The organism is Stenotrophomonas sp. YJH_SMC_53, assembly GCF_059369995.1.
In genome coordinates this window covers 135,111-150,871 of sequence record NZ_JCAFTF010000009.1, presented here as the reverse complement: position 1 = coordinate 150,871, position 15,761 = coordinate 135,111, and the positions used below count along the sequence as shown (strand labels likewise).

General features: G+C 66.1%; 13 protein-coding genes. 10 read left to right on the top strand and 3 right to left on the bottom strand.

Annotated features, from left to right (window positions below; genetic code table 11):
- Position 1 precedes the first annotated feature (1 nt).
- From AC5P7X_RS15470 to galU, 3 genes are read left to right on the top strand one after another with little or no spacing between them, the layout of a single operon-like run.
- Complete coding sequence (locus tag AC5P7X_RS15470; protein ID WP_032954119.1) at positions 2 to 991, top strand: MraY family glycosyltransferase; 990 nt, start codon at positions 2 to 4, stop codon at positions 989 to 991.
- Between the two features lie 3 nt (positions 992 to 994).
- Complete coding sequence (locus tag AC5P7X_RS15465; protein ID WP_032954120.1) at positions 995 to 2,908, top strand: polysaccharide biosynthesis protein; 1,914 nt, start codon at positions 995 to 997, stop codon at positions 2,906 to 2,908.
- On the top strand, positions 2,905 to 3,783 hold the full coding sequence (gene galU, locus AC5P7X_RS15460; RefSeq protein WP_032954121.1) for a UTP--glucose-1-phosphate uridylyltransferase GalU: 879 nt from the start codon (positions 2,905 to 2,907) through the stop codon (positions 3,781 to 3,783). The genes AC5P7X_RS15465 and galU overlap by 4 nt, the downstream gene beginning before the upstream one ends.
- 478 nt (positions 3,784 to 4,261) lie before the next feature.
- On the opposite strand, the gene AC5P7X_RS15455 is transcribed toward galU, so the two are convergent.
- From AC5P7X_RS15455 to AC5P7X_RS15445, 3 genes are all read right to left on the bottom strand, one after another.
- Entirely contained in the window at positions 4,262 to 5,470 is a 1,209-nt protein-coding gene (locus AC5P7X_RS15455) for an acetyl-CoA C-acyltransferase (RefSeq protein ID WP_053500881.1), read from the bottom strand.
- A gap of 69 nt (positions 5,471 to 5,539) precedes the next feature.
- On the bottom strand, positions 5,540 to 7,912 hold the full coding sequence (locus AC5P7X_RS15450; protein WP_014036899.1) for a 3-hydroxyacyl-CoA dehydrogenase/enoyl-CoA hydratase family protein: 2,373 nt from the start codon (positions 7,910 to 7,912) through the stop codon (positions 5,540 to 5,542).
- A gap of 39 nt (positions 7,913 to 7,951) precedes the next feature.
- On the bottom strand, positions 7,952 to 8,605 hold the full coding sequence (locus AC5P7X_RS15445; RefSeq protein WP_005409294.1) for a TetR/AcrR family transcriptional regulator: 654 nt from the start codon (positions 8,603 to 8,605) through the stop codon (positions 7,952 to 7,954).
- Between the two features lie 368 nt (positions 8,606 to 8,973).
- Here AC5P7X_RS15445 and ndk point away from each other — a divergent pair, with 368 nt between their 5' ends.
- The 7 genes from ndk (at position 8,974) to der (ending at position 15,603) form a co-directional block, all read left to right on the top strand.
- The gene (gene ndk / locus AC5P7X_RS15440; RefSeq protein ID WP_005409295.1) at positions 8,974 to 9,399 is read left to right on the top strand and encodes a nucleoside-diphosphate kinase; all 426 of its coding nucleotides are present in this window, start codon (positions 8,974 to 8,976) and stop codon (positions 9,397 to 9,399) included.
- Between the two features lie 10 nt (positions 9,400 to 9,409).
- Positions 9,410 to 10,615, top strand: coding sequence for a dual-specificity RNA methyltransferase RlmN (gene rlmN / locus AC5P7X_RS15435; protein WP_005409296.1), 1,206 nt, complete (start codon positions 9,410 to 9,412; stop codon positions 10,613 to 10,615).
- Positions 10,602 to 11,387 carry a type IV pilus biogenesis/stability protein PilW gene (gene pilW / locus AC5P7X_RS15430; RefSeq protein WP_372486152.1) on the top strand — a complete coding sequence of 262 codons (786 nt, stop codon included), beginning with the start codon at positions 10,602 to 10,604 and terminating at the stop codon, positions 11,385 to 11,387. The genes rlmN and pilW overlap by 14 nt, the downstream gene beginning before the upstream one ends.
- 18 nt (positions 11,388 to 11,405) lie before the next feature.
- The gene (locus tag AC5P7X_RS15425) at positions 11,406 to 12,275 is read left to right on the top strand and encodes a RodZ domain-containing protein (RefSeq protein WP_346608118.1); all 870 of its coding nucleotides are present in this window, start codon (positions 11,406 to 11,408) and stop codon (positions 12,273 to 12,275) included.
- A gap of 65 nt (positions 12,276 to 12,340) precedes the next feature.
- Positions 12,341 to 12,979 (top strand): YfgM family protein, encoded by a 639-nt coding sequence (locus AC5P7X_RS15420; protein WP_014036903.1) that lies wholly within the window; start codon positions 12,341 to 12,343, stop codon positions 12,977 to 12,979.
- Positions 12,979 to 14,187 (top strand): outer membrane protein assembly factor BamB, encoded by a 1,209-nt coding sequence (bamB, locus tag AC5P7X_RS15415; RefSeq protein WP_005416243.1) that lies wholly within the window; start codon positions 12,979 to 12,981, stop codon positions 14,185 to 14,187. The genes AC5P7X_RS15420 and bamB overlap by 1 nt, the downstream gene beginning before the upstream one ends.
- An 18-nt stretch (positions 14,188 to 14,205) precedes the next feature.
- A complete protein-coding gene (der, locus tag AC5P7X_RS15410; RefSeq protein ID WP_495215108.1) occupies positions 14,206 to 15,603 on the top strand; it encodes a ribosome biogenesis GTPase Der in 1,398 nt (465 codons plus the stop codon).
- Positions 15,604 to 15,761 lie beyond the last annotated feature (158 nt).

Below are 15,761 nucleotides of genomic sequence, written 5' to 3'. Positions count from 1 at the left end.
CATGCCTTGGCTTGTGATGGGCGCGCTGCTGGCGCTCGCCCTGCTGAGTGCGGTGCTGACCTGGGCGGCACGCGGCTATGCGCTGCGCCAGCAGTTGATGGATCAGCCCGGCGAACGCCGCAGCCATAGCGTCGCTACGCCGCGCGGTGGCGGCATCGCCATCGTCATCAGCCTGCTGGTGACTGCAGCCGTGGCCATCTGGGCCTGGCCCGAGAGCACGCCGACAGTACTGGTGGCCAGCCTTGGGCTGGTGCTGGTGGCCGGTATCGGCTGGTGGGACGACCACAAGCCCCTGCCAGCGATGCGTCGCCTGCTGGTGCATTTCATCGCCGCGACGCTGCTGGCCGGCCTGGTGAAGGTGAATGGCGGCAGCTGGCTGTTGGCGGCGCTGGTGCTGCTGTTCACCGCCTCACTGATCAACATCTGGAATTTCATGGACGGCATCAACGGCATTGCCGCCAGCCAGGCCGTCGTGGCAATGCTGGGGCTGGCGCCGGTGCTGCCGTGGCCGTACTCGCTGGCTGCCGTGGCCCTGGGCCTGGCCTGCCTTGGATTCCTGCCGTTCAACTTCCCTCGGGCCCGGATCTTCATGGGCGATGTAGGAAGTGGAGCGCTGGGGTATGCGGTCGCAGCGGTGCTGGCACTCGCCAGCGTGCGTACCGATATCAACTGGATCCTGCTGCTGGTCCCGGTTTCGCCGTTCCTCGTGGACGCGGGCTTCACACTGCTGGCGCGCATCATTTCAGGACAACGCTGGATGGAACCCCACACCCAGCACGTCTACCAGCGCGCGGTGCAGGCAGGAGCCAGTCACCCCCAGGTGACAGGGATGTACTTTGCTTTGGGCCTGTTCAGTATTACAGTGTTCAATGTCTGCTCCAATTTGCAGCCGAGGTGGGAGGCTGCCGTGGCGATCGCGTGGTTCACCGCGCTGAGCGTCCTCTGGCTCCTCCTGCGCAATGGAATGCGCTACCGACAAGGAAATACCTGACTTATGGCTTCACCCTGGCGGGACAGAATCCTCGGCCTGATGCCGCGTTCGGCCATCGTCTGCCACGACCTTTTCATGGTCTGGGCATGCTGGCAGTTGCTCCATGCAGGGCGTTACTCGATCCTGCCCAACGCTCCGGCGCTGCCCCTGTGGAACGTCGATACCACCCTGGTCCTGCTGTTGCAGGGCCTGGTGTTCTGGCGCGTGGGCCTGTATCGCGGGCTGTGGCGGTTCGCCAGCGTCAGCGACCTGCTGAACATCTTCAAGGCCAGCTTCATCGGCATGGTCGCCATCGTCCTGGTGCTGATGTGGAAGCGCTTCGACGGCGTGCCGATGTCGGTGCTGGTGATCTACCCGTTCGCGCTGTCGGCCCTGCTGGGCGCACCGCGCCTGCTGTACCGGGCCTGGAAGGACTATCAGGCACTGCAGTCCGATTCCAGCGCCCGCCGCGTGCTGATCCTCGGCGCCGGCCAGGCGGCGGAAACACTGGTGCGCGACCTGCGTCGTTCCGGCAACTTCGAGCCGGTCGGCCTGCTCGACGATGCACCACACCTGCGGGGTGCCAAGCTGCAGGGCCTGCCGATCCTCGGCACCCTGGATGACGCCCCGACAGTGGTCCGCGAGACCGCTGCCAAGCTGCTGGTCATTGCCATGCCGTCATTGGACGCCGCAGGCATGCAGCGCGTTGTCGCGATCTGCGAAAGCACCGGCGTTCCGTTCCGTACCGTGCCCAAGCTCAGCGACATCCTGCAGGGCCAGTCGCTGCCGGGCCAGCTGAAGGAAGTGGCGATCGAGGATCTGCTGGGCCGCAAGCCGATCATGCCGGACTGGAACCTGATCCGCGGCTGGTTGGGTGGGCGCACTGTGATGGTCACCGGCGCCGGTGGTTCGATCGGCTCGGAGCTTTGTCGCCAGTGCGCGCGGCACGGTGCAGGTCGCATCATCCTGCTGGAGATCAGCGAGCTGCTGCTGCTGACCATCGAGGGCGAGCTGCGGCGCAGCTTCCCCGATGTCGAGATCGAGGCGGTGCTGGGCGACTGCGGTGACCCGGCGGTAATTCGCCATGCGTTGTCGCTGCACCCGGTCGATACCGCTTTCCATGCGGCCGCCTACAAGCACGTGCCGGTGCTGGAGCGCCAGCTGCGCGAAGCGGTGCGCAACAACATCCTGGCGACCGAGAACGTCGCCCGCGCGTGCCTGGAAGCCCGCGTGGAGCATTTCGTGTTTATCTCCACGGACAAGGCGGTCGACCCGGTCAATGCGCTGGGTGCGAGCAAGCGCTACGCCGAGATGATCTGCCAGAGCCTGGACCAGAAGTCCACGCACACCCGTTTCGTCACGGTGCGTTTCGGCAACGTGCTGGCGTCGGCCGGCAGCGTGGTGCCGCTGTTCCGCGAGCAGATCCTGCGCGGTGGTCCGGTCACGGTCACGGACCCGGAAGTCAGCCGTTACTTCATGACCATCCCCGAGGCCTGCCAGCTGATCCTGCAGGCGGCCGCGTCGGCGTCGCATGGTGCGATCTACACTCTGGACATGGGCGAGCCGGTGCCGATCCGCGTGCTGGCCGAACAGATGATCCGTTTGACCGGCAAGCAGCCGTACAAGGACATCCAGATCATCTATACCGGCCTGCGCCCGGGCGAGAAGCTGCACGAGACGCTGTTCTATTCGGACGAAGACTACCGTTCGACCGCGCACCCGAAGATTCTCGAGGCCGGCGTGCGTACGTTCTCGCGCGACCTGGTGCTGGGCAACGTTCCGCGCCTGCGTGAGGCGATTGCCAGCTACGACACTGCCAGCATCCAGGAAATCCTGTTTGCGACGATGCCGGAATTCTCGCCAATCGAACAGGATGCTTACATTTCATCCGCTAAAGTCGTGCCCTTTCCGGCACGTGAGGCGAACAGGCACCAATGAGCAAGCGAATTCGCAAGGCAGTTTTCCCGGTGGCAGGACTGGGAACGCGTTTTTTGCCAGCAACCAAGACTGTGCCGAAGGAGATGCTGCCGATCATTGATCGGCCGCTGATCCAGTACGCCGTTGATGAAGCCATCGAAGCCGGCTGCGACACGCTGGTGTTCATCACCAACCGCTACAAGCACGCGGTTGCCGATTATTTCGACAAGGCCTACGAGCTGGAGCAGAAGCTCGAGCGCGCCGGCAAGCAGGAGCAGCTGGAGCTGATCCGGCATGTGCTGCCCAACGGCGTGCGCGCGATCTTCGTGACCCAGGCCGAGGCGCTGGGCCTGGGGCACGCAGTGCTGTGTGCCAAGGCTGTGATCGGTGACGAGCCGTTCGCGGTGCTGCTGCCCGACGATCTGATCTGGAATCGCGGTGCCGGTGCGCTGAAGCAGATGGCCGACCTCAATGAGGCCAGCGGTGCCAGCGTGATCGCGGTCGAAGACGTGCCGCACGAAAAGACCGCCAGCTACGGCATCGTCGCCACTGAGGCGTTCGATGGCCGCAAGGGCCGCATTTCGCAGATCGTCGAGAAGCCGAAGCCGGAGGACGCGCCGAGTGATCTGGCGGTGGTCGGCCGCTACGTGCTGAGCCCGAAGATCTTCGAACTGCTGGAACAGACCCAGACCGGTGCCGGCGGCGAGATCCAGCTGACCGATGCGATTGCCGAGCTGCTGAAGACCGAAGAAGTCGATGCCTATCGTTTCGAGGGTACCCGCTTCGACTGCGGTACGCACCTGGGTCTGGTGGAGGCGACAATCCGCTTCGCGCTGGACAACCCGAAGCTGGCCGGCCCGGCGCGGGAGAAGCTGGCGGCGATGCTGGCGGAATAAGGGGTTTATCAAGCGCTCCGTCAGCGCTTTGATTGATACGTGGCGGAGGGGGCGGATGGCCCTCTCCAAAACACGCCAAAGCCCTTCCATGGTGCTCGGTGGCGCCATCCATGGCGCCAACGGTTTTGGAGAGGGCCATCCGCCCCCTCTCGACAGTTTCCGTGCGGCGCGGACGGGAAGGGCGGAATCAAGGGCAAGAGCAAAAGCAAAAGCAAAAAGGCAGCCGATGGCTGCCTTTTTGCTTGTTGGGGTCAGAGCCCTTTGCGCAGCAAAGGGATCTGACCCCGGCCTTTGACCCTGCCTTTGCTCATCCCTCCGCCGCGGGGAGGCTGGAAGGGCCGGGTTGGCAGGGCTGCCCGGGACCGTTGGCGCCATGGATGGCGCCATCGAGCCCCCATGGAAGGGTTCACGGCGTGTCCCGGGCAGCCCTGCCAACCCGACCCACGCCATGAAGCCCATCGAGGCAACGCCTTGAACCTTACAGCGCCTCGAAAATACCCGCCGCGCCCATGCCGGTGCCGATGCACATCGTCACCATGCCGTACTTCTGCTGGCGACGACGCAGGCCGTGCAGCAGGGTGGCGGTACGGATCGCGCCGGTCGCGCCCAGCGGATGGCCCAGGGCGATGGCGCCGCCCAGCGGGTTGACCTTGCTCGGGTCCAGGCCGCAATCGCGGATCACCGCCAGCGACTGCGCGGCGAAGGCTTCGTTCAGTTCAATCCAGTCCAGCTGGTCCTGGGTCAGGCCGGCCTGCTTCAGGGCCTTCGGGATCGCGGCGATCGGGCCGATGCCCATCACTTCCGGGCGCACGCCGGCCACCGAGAAGCTGACGAAACGCGCCAGCGGGGTCAGGCCGTAATCCTTGATCGCCTGCTCCGAGGCCAGCAGCACGGCACCGGCGCCATCGCTCATCTGCGACGAGTTGCCGGCGGTGACGGTGCCGCCGAACTGGCCGTTGCGGAATACCGGGCGCAGCTTGGCCAGGCCTTCAGCGGAGGAGTCCGGGCGCGGGCCTTCGTCGGTGTCGGCCACCTTGTTGCGGGTGATGATGCGCTGGCCGTCGACCAGGTCCGGCAGGTGCGAGACGATCTCGTACGGGCTGATCTCATCCTTGAAGTCGCCGTTCTGGATCGCGGCCATCGCCTTCTGGTGCGAGGCCAGGGCGAAGGCGTCCTGGTCTTCGCGCGAGACCTTCCACTCTTCGGCGACCTTCTCGGCGGTGATGCCCATGCCGTAGGCGATGGCGACGTGGTCGTTGTCGAACACGCTCGGCGCCATGGCGATCTTGTTGCCCATCATCGGCACCATCGACATCGACTCGGTACCGCCCGCCAGCATCAGGTCGGCGTTGCCCAGGCGGATCGCATCGGCGGCCTGCGCCACGGCCTGCAGGCCGGAGGAGCAGAAGCGGTTCACGGTCTGCGCGGCGATGGTGTTCGGCAGGCCGGCCAGCAGCACGCCGATGCGTGCCACGTTCATGCCCTGCTCGGCTTCCGGCATGGCGCAGCCGATGATGGCGTCATCGATGCGGTTGACGTCCACGCCCGGGGCCTGGGCGACGACGCTGCGCAGCACGTGCGCAAGCATGTCGTCGGGGCGGGTGTTGCGGAACATGCCCTTGGGCGCCTTGCCCACCGGGGTACGGGTGGCGGCGACGATGTAGGCGTCCTGGATTTGCTTGGTCATTGCAGTGATCTCTTGAATAGGATTTGGAAGAGCTTGCCGGCCAGCGGCCGGCACTACCGATGTCTTCCGTCAGTTCCGCAGCGGCTTGCCGGTCTTCAGCATGTGCGCGATGCGGGCCTGGGTCTTTTCCTGCTGGGCCAGTTCGACGAAGTGCTTGCGCTCCAGGGTCAGCAGCCACTCTTCGTCCACCAGGGTGCCGCGGTCGACCTTGCCACCGCACAGCACGGTGGCGATGCGCTCGGCGATCTCGTAGTCGTACGGGCTGATGAAGCGGCCTTCCAGCATGTTGACCAGCATCATCTTGAAGGTGGCGATACCCACGTCACCGGCCACCTGGATGCGGCGTGCCGGCAGCGGCGGACGGTAGCCCGCTTCGGCCAGGGCGCGAGCTTCGGCCTTGGCGATGTGCAGCGCTTCGTAGCTGTTGAACACCACCTTGTCGGTGCTGCGCAGCAGGCCCAGTTCCTTGGCGTTGACCGCCGAGTTGGACACCTTGGCCATTGCTACGGTCTCGAAGGTCTTCTTCAGTTCGGCGAACACATCACCGCCCGGGCCTGCGGCCTGCGAGGCGCGCACGGCCAGTTCCTTCAGGCCACCGCCGGCCGGCAGCAGGCCGACGCCGGCCTCGACCAGGCCGATGTAGCTTTCCAGGAAGGCCACGGTCTTGGCGCTGTGCATCTGGAACTCGCAGCCACCACCCAGGGCCAGGCCACGCACGGCGGCAACCACCGGCACCAGCGAGTACTTGATGCGCTGGCTGGTGCGCTGGAAGTTGGCAACCATTTCTTCGAACTGGTCGACCTTGCCGGCCTGCAGCAGGCCCAGTGCACCGGCCAGATCGGCACCGGCAGAGAAGGGCTCCTTCTGCTGCCAGATCACCAGGCCCTGGAAGTCCTTCTCGGCGCGGCTGACGCATTCCTGCAGGCCGTCCAGCACCTGGTCGGACACGGTGTTCATCTTGGTCTTGAAGCTGACCACGGCAATGCCATCACCGTCGTGCCACATGCGCAGGCCGTCGTTCTCGAACACGGTCTCGCCCGGCGCGAACTTCTCGCCCAACAGCGGATCCGGGAAGCGCTGGCGCTGGTACACCGGCAGCGACGAACGCGGCAGCTTGGCGTTGCGCGACGGGCTGTAGCTGCCTTCGGCGGCATGCACGCCGTCGCGGCCATCGAACACCCAGTCCGGCAGCGGCGCATTGCTCATGCTCTTGCCGGCCACGATGTCATCGGCGATCCACTGTGCCACCTGCTTCCAGCCGGCGGCCTGCCAGGTCTCGAACGGGCCCAGCGACCAGCCGTAGCCCCAGCGGATGGCCAGGTCGACGTCGCGCGCGGTCTCGGCGATGTCGGCCAGGTGGTAGGCGCTGTAGTGGAACAGATCGCGGAAGGTCGCCCACAGGAACTGCGCCTGCGGGTGCTGGCTCTCGCGCAGCTTGGCGAACTTCTCGGCCGGATTTTTGATCTTCAGGATCTCGACCACTTCCGGCGCGGCAGCGCGATCAGCCGGACGGTAGTCCTGCTTCTCCAGGTCCAGTACGACGATGTCCTTGCCGACCTTGCGGAAGATGCCGGCGCCGGTCTTCTGGCCCAGCGCGCCCTTGGAAATCAGCGCATCCAGCCACTTCGGCGACTTGAAGAACTCATGCCACGGATCATTCGGCAGGGTGTCGCCCATCGTCTTGATGACGTGCGCCATGGTGTCCAGGCCGACCACGTCGGAGGTGCGGTAGGTGGCCGACTTCGGGCGGCCGACCAGCGGGCCGGTCAGGCCGTCCACTTCATCGAAGCCCAGGCCGAACTGCTGGGTGTGGTGGATGGTCGACAGGATCGAGAACACGCCGATGCGGTTGCCGATGAAGTTCGGGGTGTCCTTGGCGTACACCACGCCCTTGCCCAGGGTGGTGACCAGGAATTCTTCCAGGCCTTCCAGCACGGCGGCGTCGGTGGTGGTGGCCGGGATCAGTTCGGCCAGGTGCATGTAGCGCGGCGGGTTGAAGAAGTGCACGCCGCAGAAGCGGTGACGCAGCTGCTCGGGCAGCACGTCGGCCAGCTTGTTGATGCCCAGGCCCGAGGTGTTGGAAGCCAGCACCGCGTGGTCAGCCACGAACGGGGCGATCTTCTTGTACAGGTCCTGCTTCCAGTCCATGCGCTCGGCGATGGCCTCGATGATCAGGTCGCAGTCCTTCAGCTGCTCCAGGCCGGACTCGTAGTTGGCCGGGGTGATGGCTTCGGCCAGCGACTTGCTGGCCAGCGGCGCCGGGCTCAGCTTGCCCAGGTTGGCGATCGCCTTCAGCACGATGCCGTCGGCCGGACCTTCCTTGGCAGGCAGGTCGAACAGCACGGTGTCGACGCCAGCGTTGGTGAGGTGGGCGGCGATCTGGGCACCCATGACGCCGGCACCCAGCACGGCGGCGCGGCGGACTAGCAGGGAATTGGACATGGTGTAGGGCCTTTGTTGGTCAGCAGTTACTGGGTGGAATCAAAGGGAAGCGGGCAGGGCGCTGGCGCGTGCGGCGGCGCGGAACCCGGCCTCGGCGAAATGGATCAGTTCGTGGGCGGCATGGGCACGATGCGCCGCTTCGGTGACACCGGCGGGACGCTTGATCAGCCCGAAATCGGCCATGGCATAGGTGAGCGAGCCGGCCAGGAAGTCGAGGCGCCAGTACAGCTCCTCCTTGCTCAGGTCCGGCACGCATTCGCCGATGGCCTTGCCGAACGCACGCAGCACGTGGCCGTAGTGGTCGGACAGGAACTTGCGCAGGTTGTCGTTCTTCTCGGCGTAGGCGCGGGCGATCACGCGCACGAAGGCGCCGCCGTTCTGGCGGTCCTGGGCCAGCGCCAGCGCCGGCTCGACGAAGGCGGCCAGCACCGGGCGCAGTTCGCCCGGGTGCTCGGCGCGGGCACGTTCGAGCTGTGACAGGCGGGCGCCGGTCATCTCGTCCATGCGGCGGCGGAACACCTCGTTGACCAGGTTTTCCTTGGAGCCGAAGTGGTAGTTGACCGCAGCGATGTTGACATCGGCCTGGCTGGTCACCTGGCGCAGCGAGGTGCCGGCGAAGCCGTGCTGGGCGAACAGCTCCTCGGCCGCGCCGAGGATCCGGTCCTTGGTCGAAAAGTGGGCGGGTTTGGCCATCGGCGGGCGGACCTTAATCAAACGATTGTTTGATACTAGGACCAGACGGTAGCGTATGGCATTTTGCAGTGCAGCAAAATTGCCCGGGCCGGTCAGATTTCACTCAGGTGGGTGAATGCGATGGGGTGGGGTCGGATCCCCGAATGGGGCTCCGACCCCAACGGTGGGCCCCGGAATGGGTCAGAGCCCCTGCGGGAATCCGACCCTTGGCCGCGACGGGGTTGCCGGCCAGCGGCCGGCACTACCATGCCGCAGCTTTATCTTTTACAATTCGCCTACGTTTATCAGGCTAAGCCCGCGTCCCGACGCGGGTTTTTTTCATGTTACCCTTCGGGCCATCAGCGGCCCGATTCCATTGGAGACATCCCATGGCGCTGGAGCGCACCCTTTCGATCATCAAGCCGGACGCCGTTGCCAAGAACGTCATCGGCGAAATCTACGCCCGCTTCGAGAAGGCCGGCCTGAAGGTCGTGGCCGCCAAGTACAAGCAGCTGTCCCGTCGTGAAGCCGAAGGCTTCTACGCCGTGCACCGCGAGCGTCCGTTCTTCAACGCGCTGGTCGAGTTCATGATCTCCGGCCCGGTGATGATCCAGGCCCTGGAAGGCGAGAACGCCGTCCTGGCCCACCGCGATCTGCTGGGCGCCACCAACCCGAAGGAAGCCGCGCCGGGCACCATCCGCGCCGACTTCGCCGAATCCATCGATGCCAACGCCGCCCACGGCTCGGACTCGGTCGAGAATGCCGCGATTGAGATCGCCTACTTCTTCGCCGCCACCGAAGTCGTCTCGCGCTGAGAGTAATGCCGTGAACGAGGTCGTACAGTCCCCCGCCATCCAGCCGCTGCCGAAGTCGGCACCCACGGCTGGCAAGCAGAACCTGCTCGACCTTGATCGCGCGGGCCTGGAGAAGTTTTTCGTTGAGGTTCTCGGCGAAAAGAAGTTCCGCGCCCATCAGGTGATGAAGTGGATCCACCATCGCTACGTCACCGATTTCGATGAAATGACCGACCTCGGCAAGGTCCTGCGCGCCAAGCTGCAGGCCCATGCCGAGGTGCTGGTTCCCAACATCGTGTTCGACAAGCCCTCCGCCGACGGTACCCACAAGTGGCTGCTGGCGATGGGCGTGGATGGCAAGAACGCCATCGAGACCGTGTACATCCCGGACAAGACCCGCGGCACGCTGTGCGTGTCCTCGCAGGTCGGTTGCGGCCTGAACTGCACGTTCTGCTCCACCGCTACCCAGGGCTTCAACCGCAACCTGACCACCGCCGAGATCATCGGCCAGGTGTGGGTTGCCGCACGCCACCTGGGCAACGTGCCGCACCAGATGCGCCGCCTCACCAACGTGGTGATGATGGGCATGGGCGAGCCGCTGATGAACTTCGACAACGTCGTGCGCGCCATGAGCGTGATGCGCGACGACCTGGGCTACGGCCTGGCCAACAAGCGCGTGACCCTGTCGACCTCTGGCCTGGTGCCGCAGATCGACCGCCTGTCTGCCGAAAGCGACGTGTCGCTGGCGGTGTCGCTGCATGCGCCGAACGACGCGCTGCGCGAGACGCTGGTGCCGCTCAACAAGAAGTACCCGATCGCCGAGCTGATGGCCTCGTGCGCACGCTACCTGCGCGCCAACAAGCGCCGCGAGTCGGTCACCTTTGAATACACCCTGATGAAGGGCATCAACGACAAGCCCGAGCATGCCCGCGAGCTGGCCCGCCTGATGCGCCAGTTCGACAACGCGGTGCAGGCCAAGGATTCGGGCAAGGTCAACCTGATCCCGTTCAATCCGTTCCCGGGCACCCGCTACGAGCGTTCGGAAGAAGCGCACATCCGCGCCTTCCAGAAGATCCTGCTCGACAGCAACGTGCTGACCATGGTCCGCCGCACCCGTGGCGACGACATCGACGCCGCCTGTGGCCAGCTCAAGGGCCAGGTGATGGACCGCACCCGCCGCCAGGCGGAGTTCAACAAGACGCTGCAGGCGGGGAAGGGGAGTGATGCCGCGGCCTGACCGCCTCTGGCTGGTTCTGTTCGCAGGCGTGCTGGCCGTTGCGGTCGGCGGCTGCAAATCCCATCCCAAGGCCAAGCTCGGGCCGAGCCAGGCACCGGTCTATTCGGTGGGGGACCCGGAAAGCGTGCGGCGCGAAGTGCGCTGGCGCGACCTGTTGACCCTGGCGACCCGCGACATGCAGGTCGGTAATCTCGACGCCGCCGAGCGCAAGGTGCGCGAAGCGCTGAAGCTGGCGCCGGAGGCGCCCGATGCGCTGGTGCTGCAGGCCGGCATCGATGACCGTCGTGGCCGCACCCGCCAGGCGGGCGAGAATTTCCGCAAGGCCGCCGAACTGGCGCCGCAGCGCGGAGACGTGCTCAACAACTACGGTGCCTGGTTGTGCCAGCAGGGCCAGCCGGCCGAATCGCTGGTCTGGTTCGACCGGGCGCTGCAGGCGCCGGGCTATGCCACCCCGGGCGAAGCGCAGGCCAATGCCGGCAGCTGCGCGCTGGACGCTGGCCAGCTCGAACGTGCCGAACGCGACCTGCGCGCGGCGCTCGTCGCGGCGCCGGCCAACCCGGTCGCGCTGGAGTCGATGGCCCAGCTGAGCTTCCGCCAGGGCCGCTACATGGAGGCCCGGGCGTTCGCCGAACGTAGGATTGCGGCTGCACCCGCAACGCGTTCCGTGTTACAACTTGCGTCTCAAATCGAAGCGAGGCTGGGCGATCGGGCGGCATCTGATCGTTATCTGCAGCGGATTCGACAGGAATTTCCGCAGGAAGCGGGCTCCTAACTCCAGGGTTGATGCATTGTGATTGATGACCAGACTGTGAGCGCTCTCGAGACTGCGGCCGGCTGCGGCACCCGCCTGCGCCAGGCCCGTGAAGCGGCCGGACTGACCCTCGAAGATGTCGGCTCGCGCCTGCGCATGCCGGTCCAGGTGGTCAAGTCGCTGGAAGAGGAACAATGGCAGAAGCTGGGGGCGCCGGTGTTCGTGCGCGGCCAGCTGCGCAGCTATGCGCGCCTGCTCGACGTGGACGTGGGCGAGCTGCTGGAACAGGCCCAGGTCGGCCCGGTGGTTCCGCCCACTCTGGTCAGCCATACCCATACCCCCCGTGCGCGCCGCATTGCCGAGAACCTCGGCCGGCGCGTGCTGTATGTCGGCATCACCGCCGTGCTGGCGGTGCCGGTGTGGTTCGCCACCCGTGGCCACTTCGACGGCAGCGCGACCCCGTCGCCGAGCACCGCCTCGCTGGACGTGATCCCGGCCGCCGTGCCGGTCACGCCGTCCGCAACCGTCAGCGAGACGGCCGCCCCGGCCGAAGCGACCACGGCCCCGGCCAGCAAGCCGGCGGCCACCCCTTACGTCGCCTCGCTGGCCCCGGTGCCGCGCCCGGCGCCGGCCCCGGCTGCCGGCAATGCGCTGGAAATGCAGTTCAGCGGCGACAGCTGGGTCGACATCGGCGGCCCGGACGGCAGCACCGTCGAGAAGGCATTGATCAAGTCCGGCGAGACCCGCAGCTTCACGCCGGGCCAGGTGACCCGGGTGACCCTGGGCAACGCCTCGGCGGTCCAGGTTCAGCAGAACGGCGCTATCGTCGATCTGACCCCCTACCAGCGAGCCAACGTGGCACGCTTTCAGGTATCCTCTGAAGGCTCCGTAGTCCCGGTTTCGCACTGAGGCGCGGTTTCACCACCTTCGATTAAACCCAATGGTCCCTCCCGACGGGCGGGGCGAGAGTACGCATGGCGATCGACGATCTGCTCGACGAGCACGAACAAAGTGAACGCGTCCGCAGCTGGCTGCGGAAGAATGGCGCCAGCATCCTCGGTGGCGTAGTCATCGCCATCGGTGCCATTGCCGGCTGGCAGTGGTACCAGAAGGAGCAGGGCAGCAAGCTGGCCTCGGCCAATGTCGAGTACCAGAAGGCCCTGCAGGGCCTGCAGCAGAACAAGCTCGACGACGCCGCCAAGGCGGTCAAGGCGCTCGAAGCCGGTCCGTCCAGCATCTACGGCGACCTCGCGGCGCTGCAGCTGGCCAAGGCCCAGGTCGACGCCGGCAAGAACGAAGAGGCACTGGCCACCCTGCGCAACGTGAAGGTCGAAGGCGACCTGCAGCGCGTGGTCGACCAGCGTGTGGCCCGCCTGCTGGTGGCCACCGGCAAGAGCGACGAGGCCATCAAGCTGCTGGGCAGCGCCACCGACAGCAGCAGCCTGGAAATCCATGGCGATGCGCTGATGGCGCAGGGCAAGCGTGACGATGCCCGCGTACAGTACGAGAAGGCGCTGAAGACGCTGGACGTGGCAGCGCCGCAGCGGCGCCTGCTGGAAACCAAGGTTATGGACGCCGGCGGCACCGTTGCCGCCCCTGCGGAGTCGGTTTGATGAGTCAGAAGGTCATGATCACCCGCGTCGCCACCGTGCTCCTGATGGGCATGGCCCTGACCGGCTGCGGCACCATGAAGGGCTGGTTCGCTGGCAAGGACGCGGCGGCGAAGAAGGCACAGGAACCGGCTGAGCTGGTCAAGTTCGAGCCGACCGTGAAGGTCAGCAAGATCTGGTCGGTCAACCTCGGCAAGGGCGAGCGTCGCATCGGTGTGCGCCAGGGCCCGGCGGTGGCCAACGGCCACGTGTTCGCTGCGGCGATCACCGGTGGCGTGCACGCCATCGACCTGCAGACCGGCAAGAAGGTCTGGACCTGGGAGCCGAAGAAGGAAAAGAAGAAGGCCAAGCTGCGCCTGTCCGGCGGCCCGGGTGTCGGTGAGAACCTGGTCGTGATCGGCACGCTGGATGGCCAGGTCATCGCGCTGGACATCAACGACGGCAGCGAGAAGTGGCGCGCCCGTGTTCCGGGTGAAGTCATCGCCGCGCCGGCCGTTGCCCAGGGCATGGTCTACGTGCGCAGCAACGACGGTCGTGTGACCGCCTTCGATGTCGGCAATGGCACCCAGAAGTGGTTCAACCCGAGCGAGCTGCCGGCGCTGACCGTGCGCGGCAACGCGCCGGTGGTGACCGGCCCGGGCGTGTTGTTCATCGGCAAGGACGAGGGCGCGGTTGCGGCCCTGGCCCAGCAGGATGGCCGCACGCTGTGGGAACAGAACCTCGGCAACGGCGAAGGCCGCACCGAGCTGGAACGCATGGCGGACGTCGACGGCGCACCGGTGCTCGACGGCAACACCCTGTACGTGAGCAGCTTCAAGAACCAGACCATGGCCATCGAAGGCCCGACCGGTCGCCCGCTGTGGGCGCGCGACCATGGCGGCGCAGGTGGCGTGGCGGTGTCGTCGGGCAATGTGTTCGTGACCGACAACAAGGGCGGCGTGTTCGGCCTGGACAAGGCCAGCGGCGCAGCCATGTGGTCGCAGACGGCACTGGCCCGTCGCTCCCTGACCGGCCCGGCACTGCACGGCGACTACGTCGTGGTCGGTGACTACAAGGGATACGTGCACTGGTTGCAGGCCTCCGATGGTGCGATGGCGGCACGGGCAAAAAGTGGCGGCGACGCCCTGCTGGCCCAGCCGGTCGTCGTAGACGGTGTGCTGCTGGTGCAGAACGTGGATGGCAAGCTGACCGCCTTCCGGTTGGCAAACTAAAAAATTGGAGTAATCGCGATGCTGCCTCTGGTCGCCCTGGTTGGACGGCCGAATGTCGGCAAGTCGACTATTTTCAATGCGCTTACGCGCACCCGTGACGCGCTGGTCCACGACCAGCCCGGCGTCACCCGCGACCGCAACTACGGTGTCTGCCGCCTCGACGAGGACAATCATTTCCTCGTCGTGGATACCGGCGGTATCGCCGGGGAAGACGAAGGCCTGGCCGGCGCCACCACGCGCCAGGCCCGTGCGGCCGCGGCCGAAGCCGATCTGATCCTGTTCGTCGTCGATGCCCGCGAGGGCACCTCGGCGCTGGACGACGAGATCCTGGCCTGGCTGCGCAAGCTGTCGCGCCCGACGCTGCTGCTGATCAACAAGATCGACGGCACCGACGAGGACAGCGTGCGTTCCGAGTTCGCCCGTTATGGCTTCGGCGAGATGCTGACCGTCTCGGCTGCGCATCGCCAAGGTCTGGACGACCTGCTGGACGAAGTGATCCAGCGCCTGCCGGAAGAAGGCAGCGGCGAAGAGCTGGACAACGATCCGAACCGCATCCGCATCGCCTTCGTCGGCCGCCCGAACGTGGGCAAGTCGACCCTGGTCAATCGCATCCTCGGCGAGGAGCGCATGATCGCCTCCGACGTGCCGGGTACCACCCGCGACTCGATCGCGGTGGACCTGGAGCGCGACGGCCGTGAGTACCGCCTGATCGACACCGCCGGCCTGCGCCGTCGTTCGCGCGTGGATGAGGTCGTCGAGAAGTTCTCGGTGGTCAAGACCATGCAGTCGATCGAGCAGTGCCAGGTGGCCGTGCTGATGCTCGACGCCACCGAAGGCGTGACCGACCAGGACGCCACCGTGCTCGGTGCCGTGCTCGACGCCGGCCGCGCGCTGGTGATCGCCATCAACAAGTGGGATGGCCTGACCGAGTACCAGCGCGAGCAGGCGGAAACCATGCTGTCGCTGAAGCTGGGCTTCGTGCCGTGGGCCGAATCGGTGCGCATCTCGGCCAAGCACGGCTCGGGCCTGCGCGAGCTGTTCCGTGCGGTGCATCGTGCGCACGAATCGGCGAACAAGACCTTCACCACCAGCGAAGTGAACAAGGCGCTGGAAGTGGCCTACGAGACCAACCCGCCGCCGACCATTCGCGGCCACGTCTCCAAGCTGCGCTACGTGCACCCCGCCGGTTCCAACCCGCCGACCTTCATCGTGCACGGTACGCGCCTGAAGGAACTGCAGGAGTCGTACAAGCGCTACCTGGAGAACTTCTTCCGCAAGCGCTTCAAGCTGATCGGCACGCCGGTGAGCTTCATCTTCCGCGAGGGTACCAACCCGTACGAGGGCAAGAAGAACGCCCTCACCGAGCGGCAGATCAAGTCCAAGCGGCGCTTGATGAAGCACGTCAAGGGCAAGTGATTCACGAAAAAGGCGGCCGCAGGGCCGCCTTTTTTGTTCGCGCCCCTACCGGTAGTGCCGGCCGCTGGCCGGCAACCTCGGGTCGTCCGGTGCGTTCATGGCCATGCCGGCCAGCGGCCGGCACTACCCCATGTTTGCAGGTATCGGTCAAGGCGGCT

Coding starts and splice junctions, on each gene's coding strand:
- AC5P7X_RS15470 (WP_032954119.1), top strand. CDS start 2: ATGCCTTGGCTTGTGATGGGCGCGCTGCTGGCGCTCGCCCTGCTGAGT.
- AC5P7X_RS15465 (WP_032954120.1), top strand. CDS start 995: ATGGCTTCACCCTGGCGGGACAGAATCCTCGGCCTGATGCCGCGTTCG.
- galU (WP_032954121.1), top strand. CDS start 2,905: ATGAGCAAGCGAATTCGCAAGGCAGTTTTCCCGGTGGCAGGACTGGGA.
- AC5P7X_RS15455 (WP_053500881.1), bottom strand. CDS start 5,470: ATGACCAAGCAAATCCAGGACGCCTACATCGTCGCCGCCACCCGTACC.
- AC5P7X_RS15450 (WP_014036899.1), bottom strand. CDS start 7,912: ATGTCCAATTCCCTGCTAGTCCGCCGCGCCGCCGTGCTGGGTGCCGGC.
- AC5P7X_RS15445 (WP_005409294.1), bottom strand. CDS start 8,605: ATGGCCAAACCCGCCCACTTTTCGACCAAGGACCGGATCCTCGGCGCG.
- ndk (WP_005409295.1), top strand. CDS start 8,974: ATGGCGCTGGAGCGCACCCTTTCGATCATCAAGCCGGACGCCGTTGCC.
- pilW (WP_372486152.1), top strand. CDS start 10,602: ATGCCGCGGCCTGACCGCCTCTGGCTGGTTCTGTTCGCAGGCGTGCTG.
- AC5P7X_RS15420 (WP_014036903.1), top strand. CDS start 12,341: ATGGCGATCGACGATCTGCTCGACGAGCACGAACAAAGTGAACGCGTC.
- bamB (WP_005416243.1), top strand. CDS start 12,979: ATGAGTCAGAAGGTCATGATCACCCGCGTCGCCACCGTGCTCCTGATG.
- der (WP_495215108.1), top strand. CDS start 14,206: ATGCTGCCTCTGGTCGCCCTGGTTGGACGGCCGAATGTCGGCAAGTCG.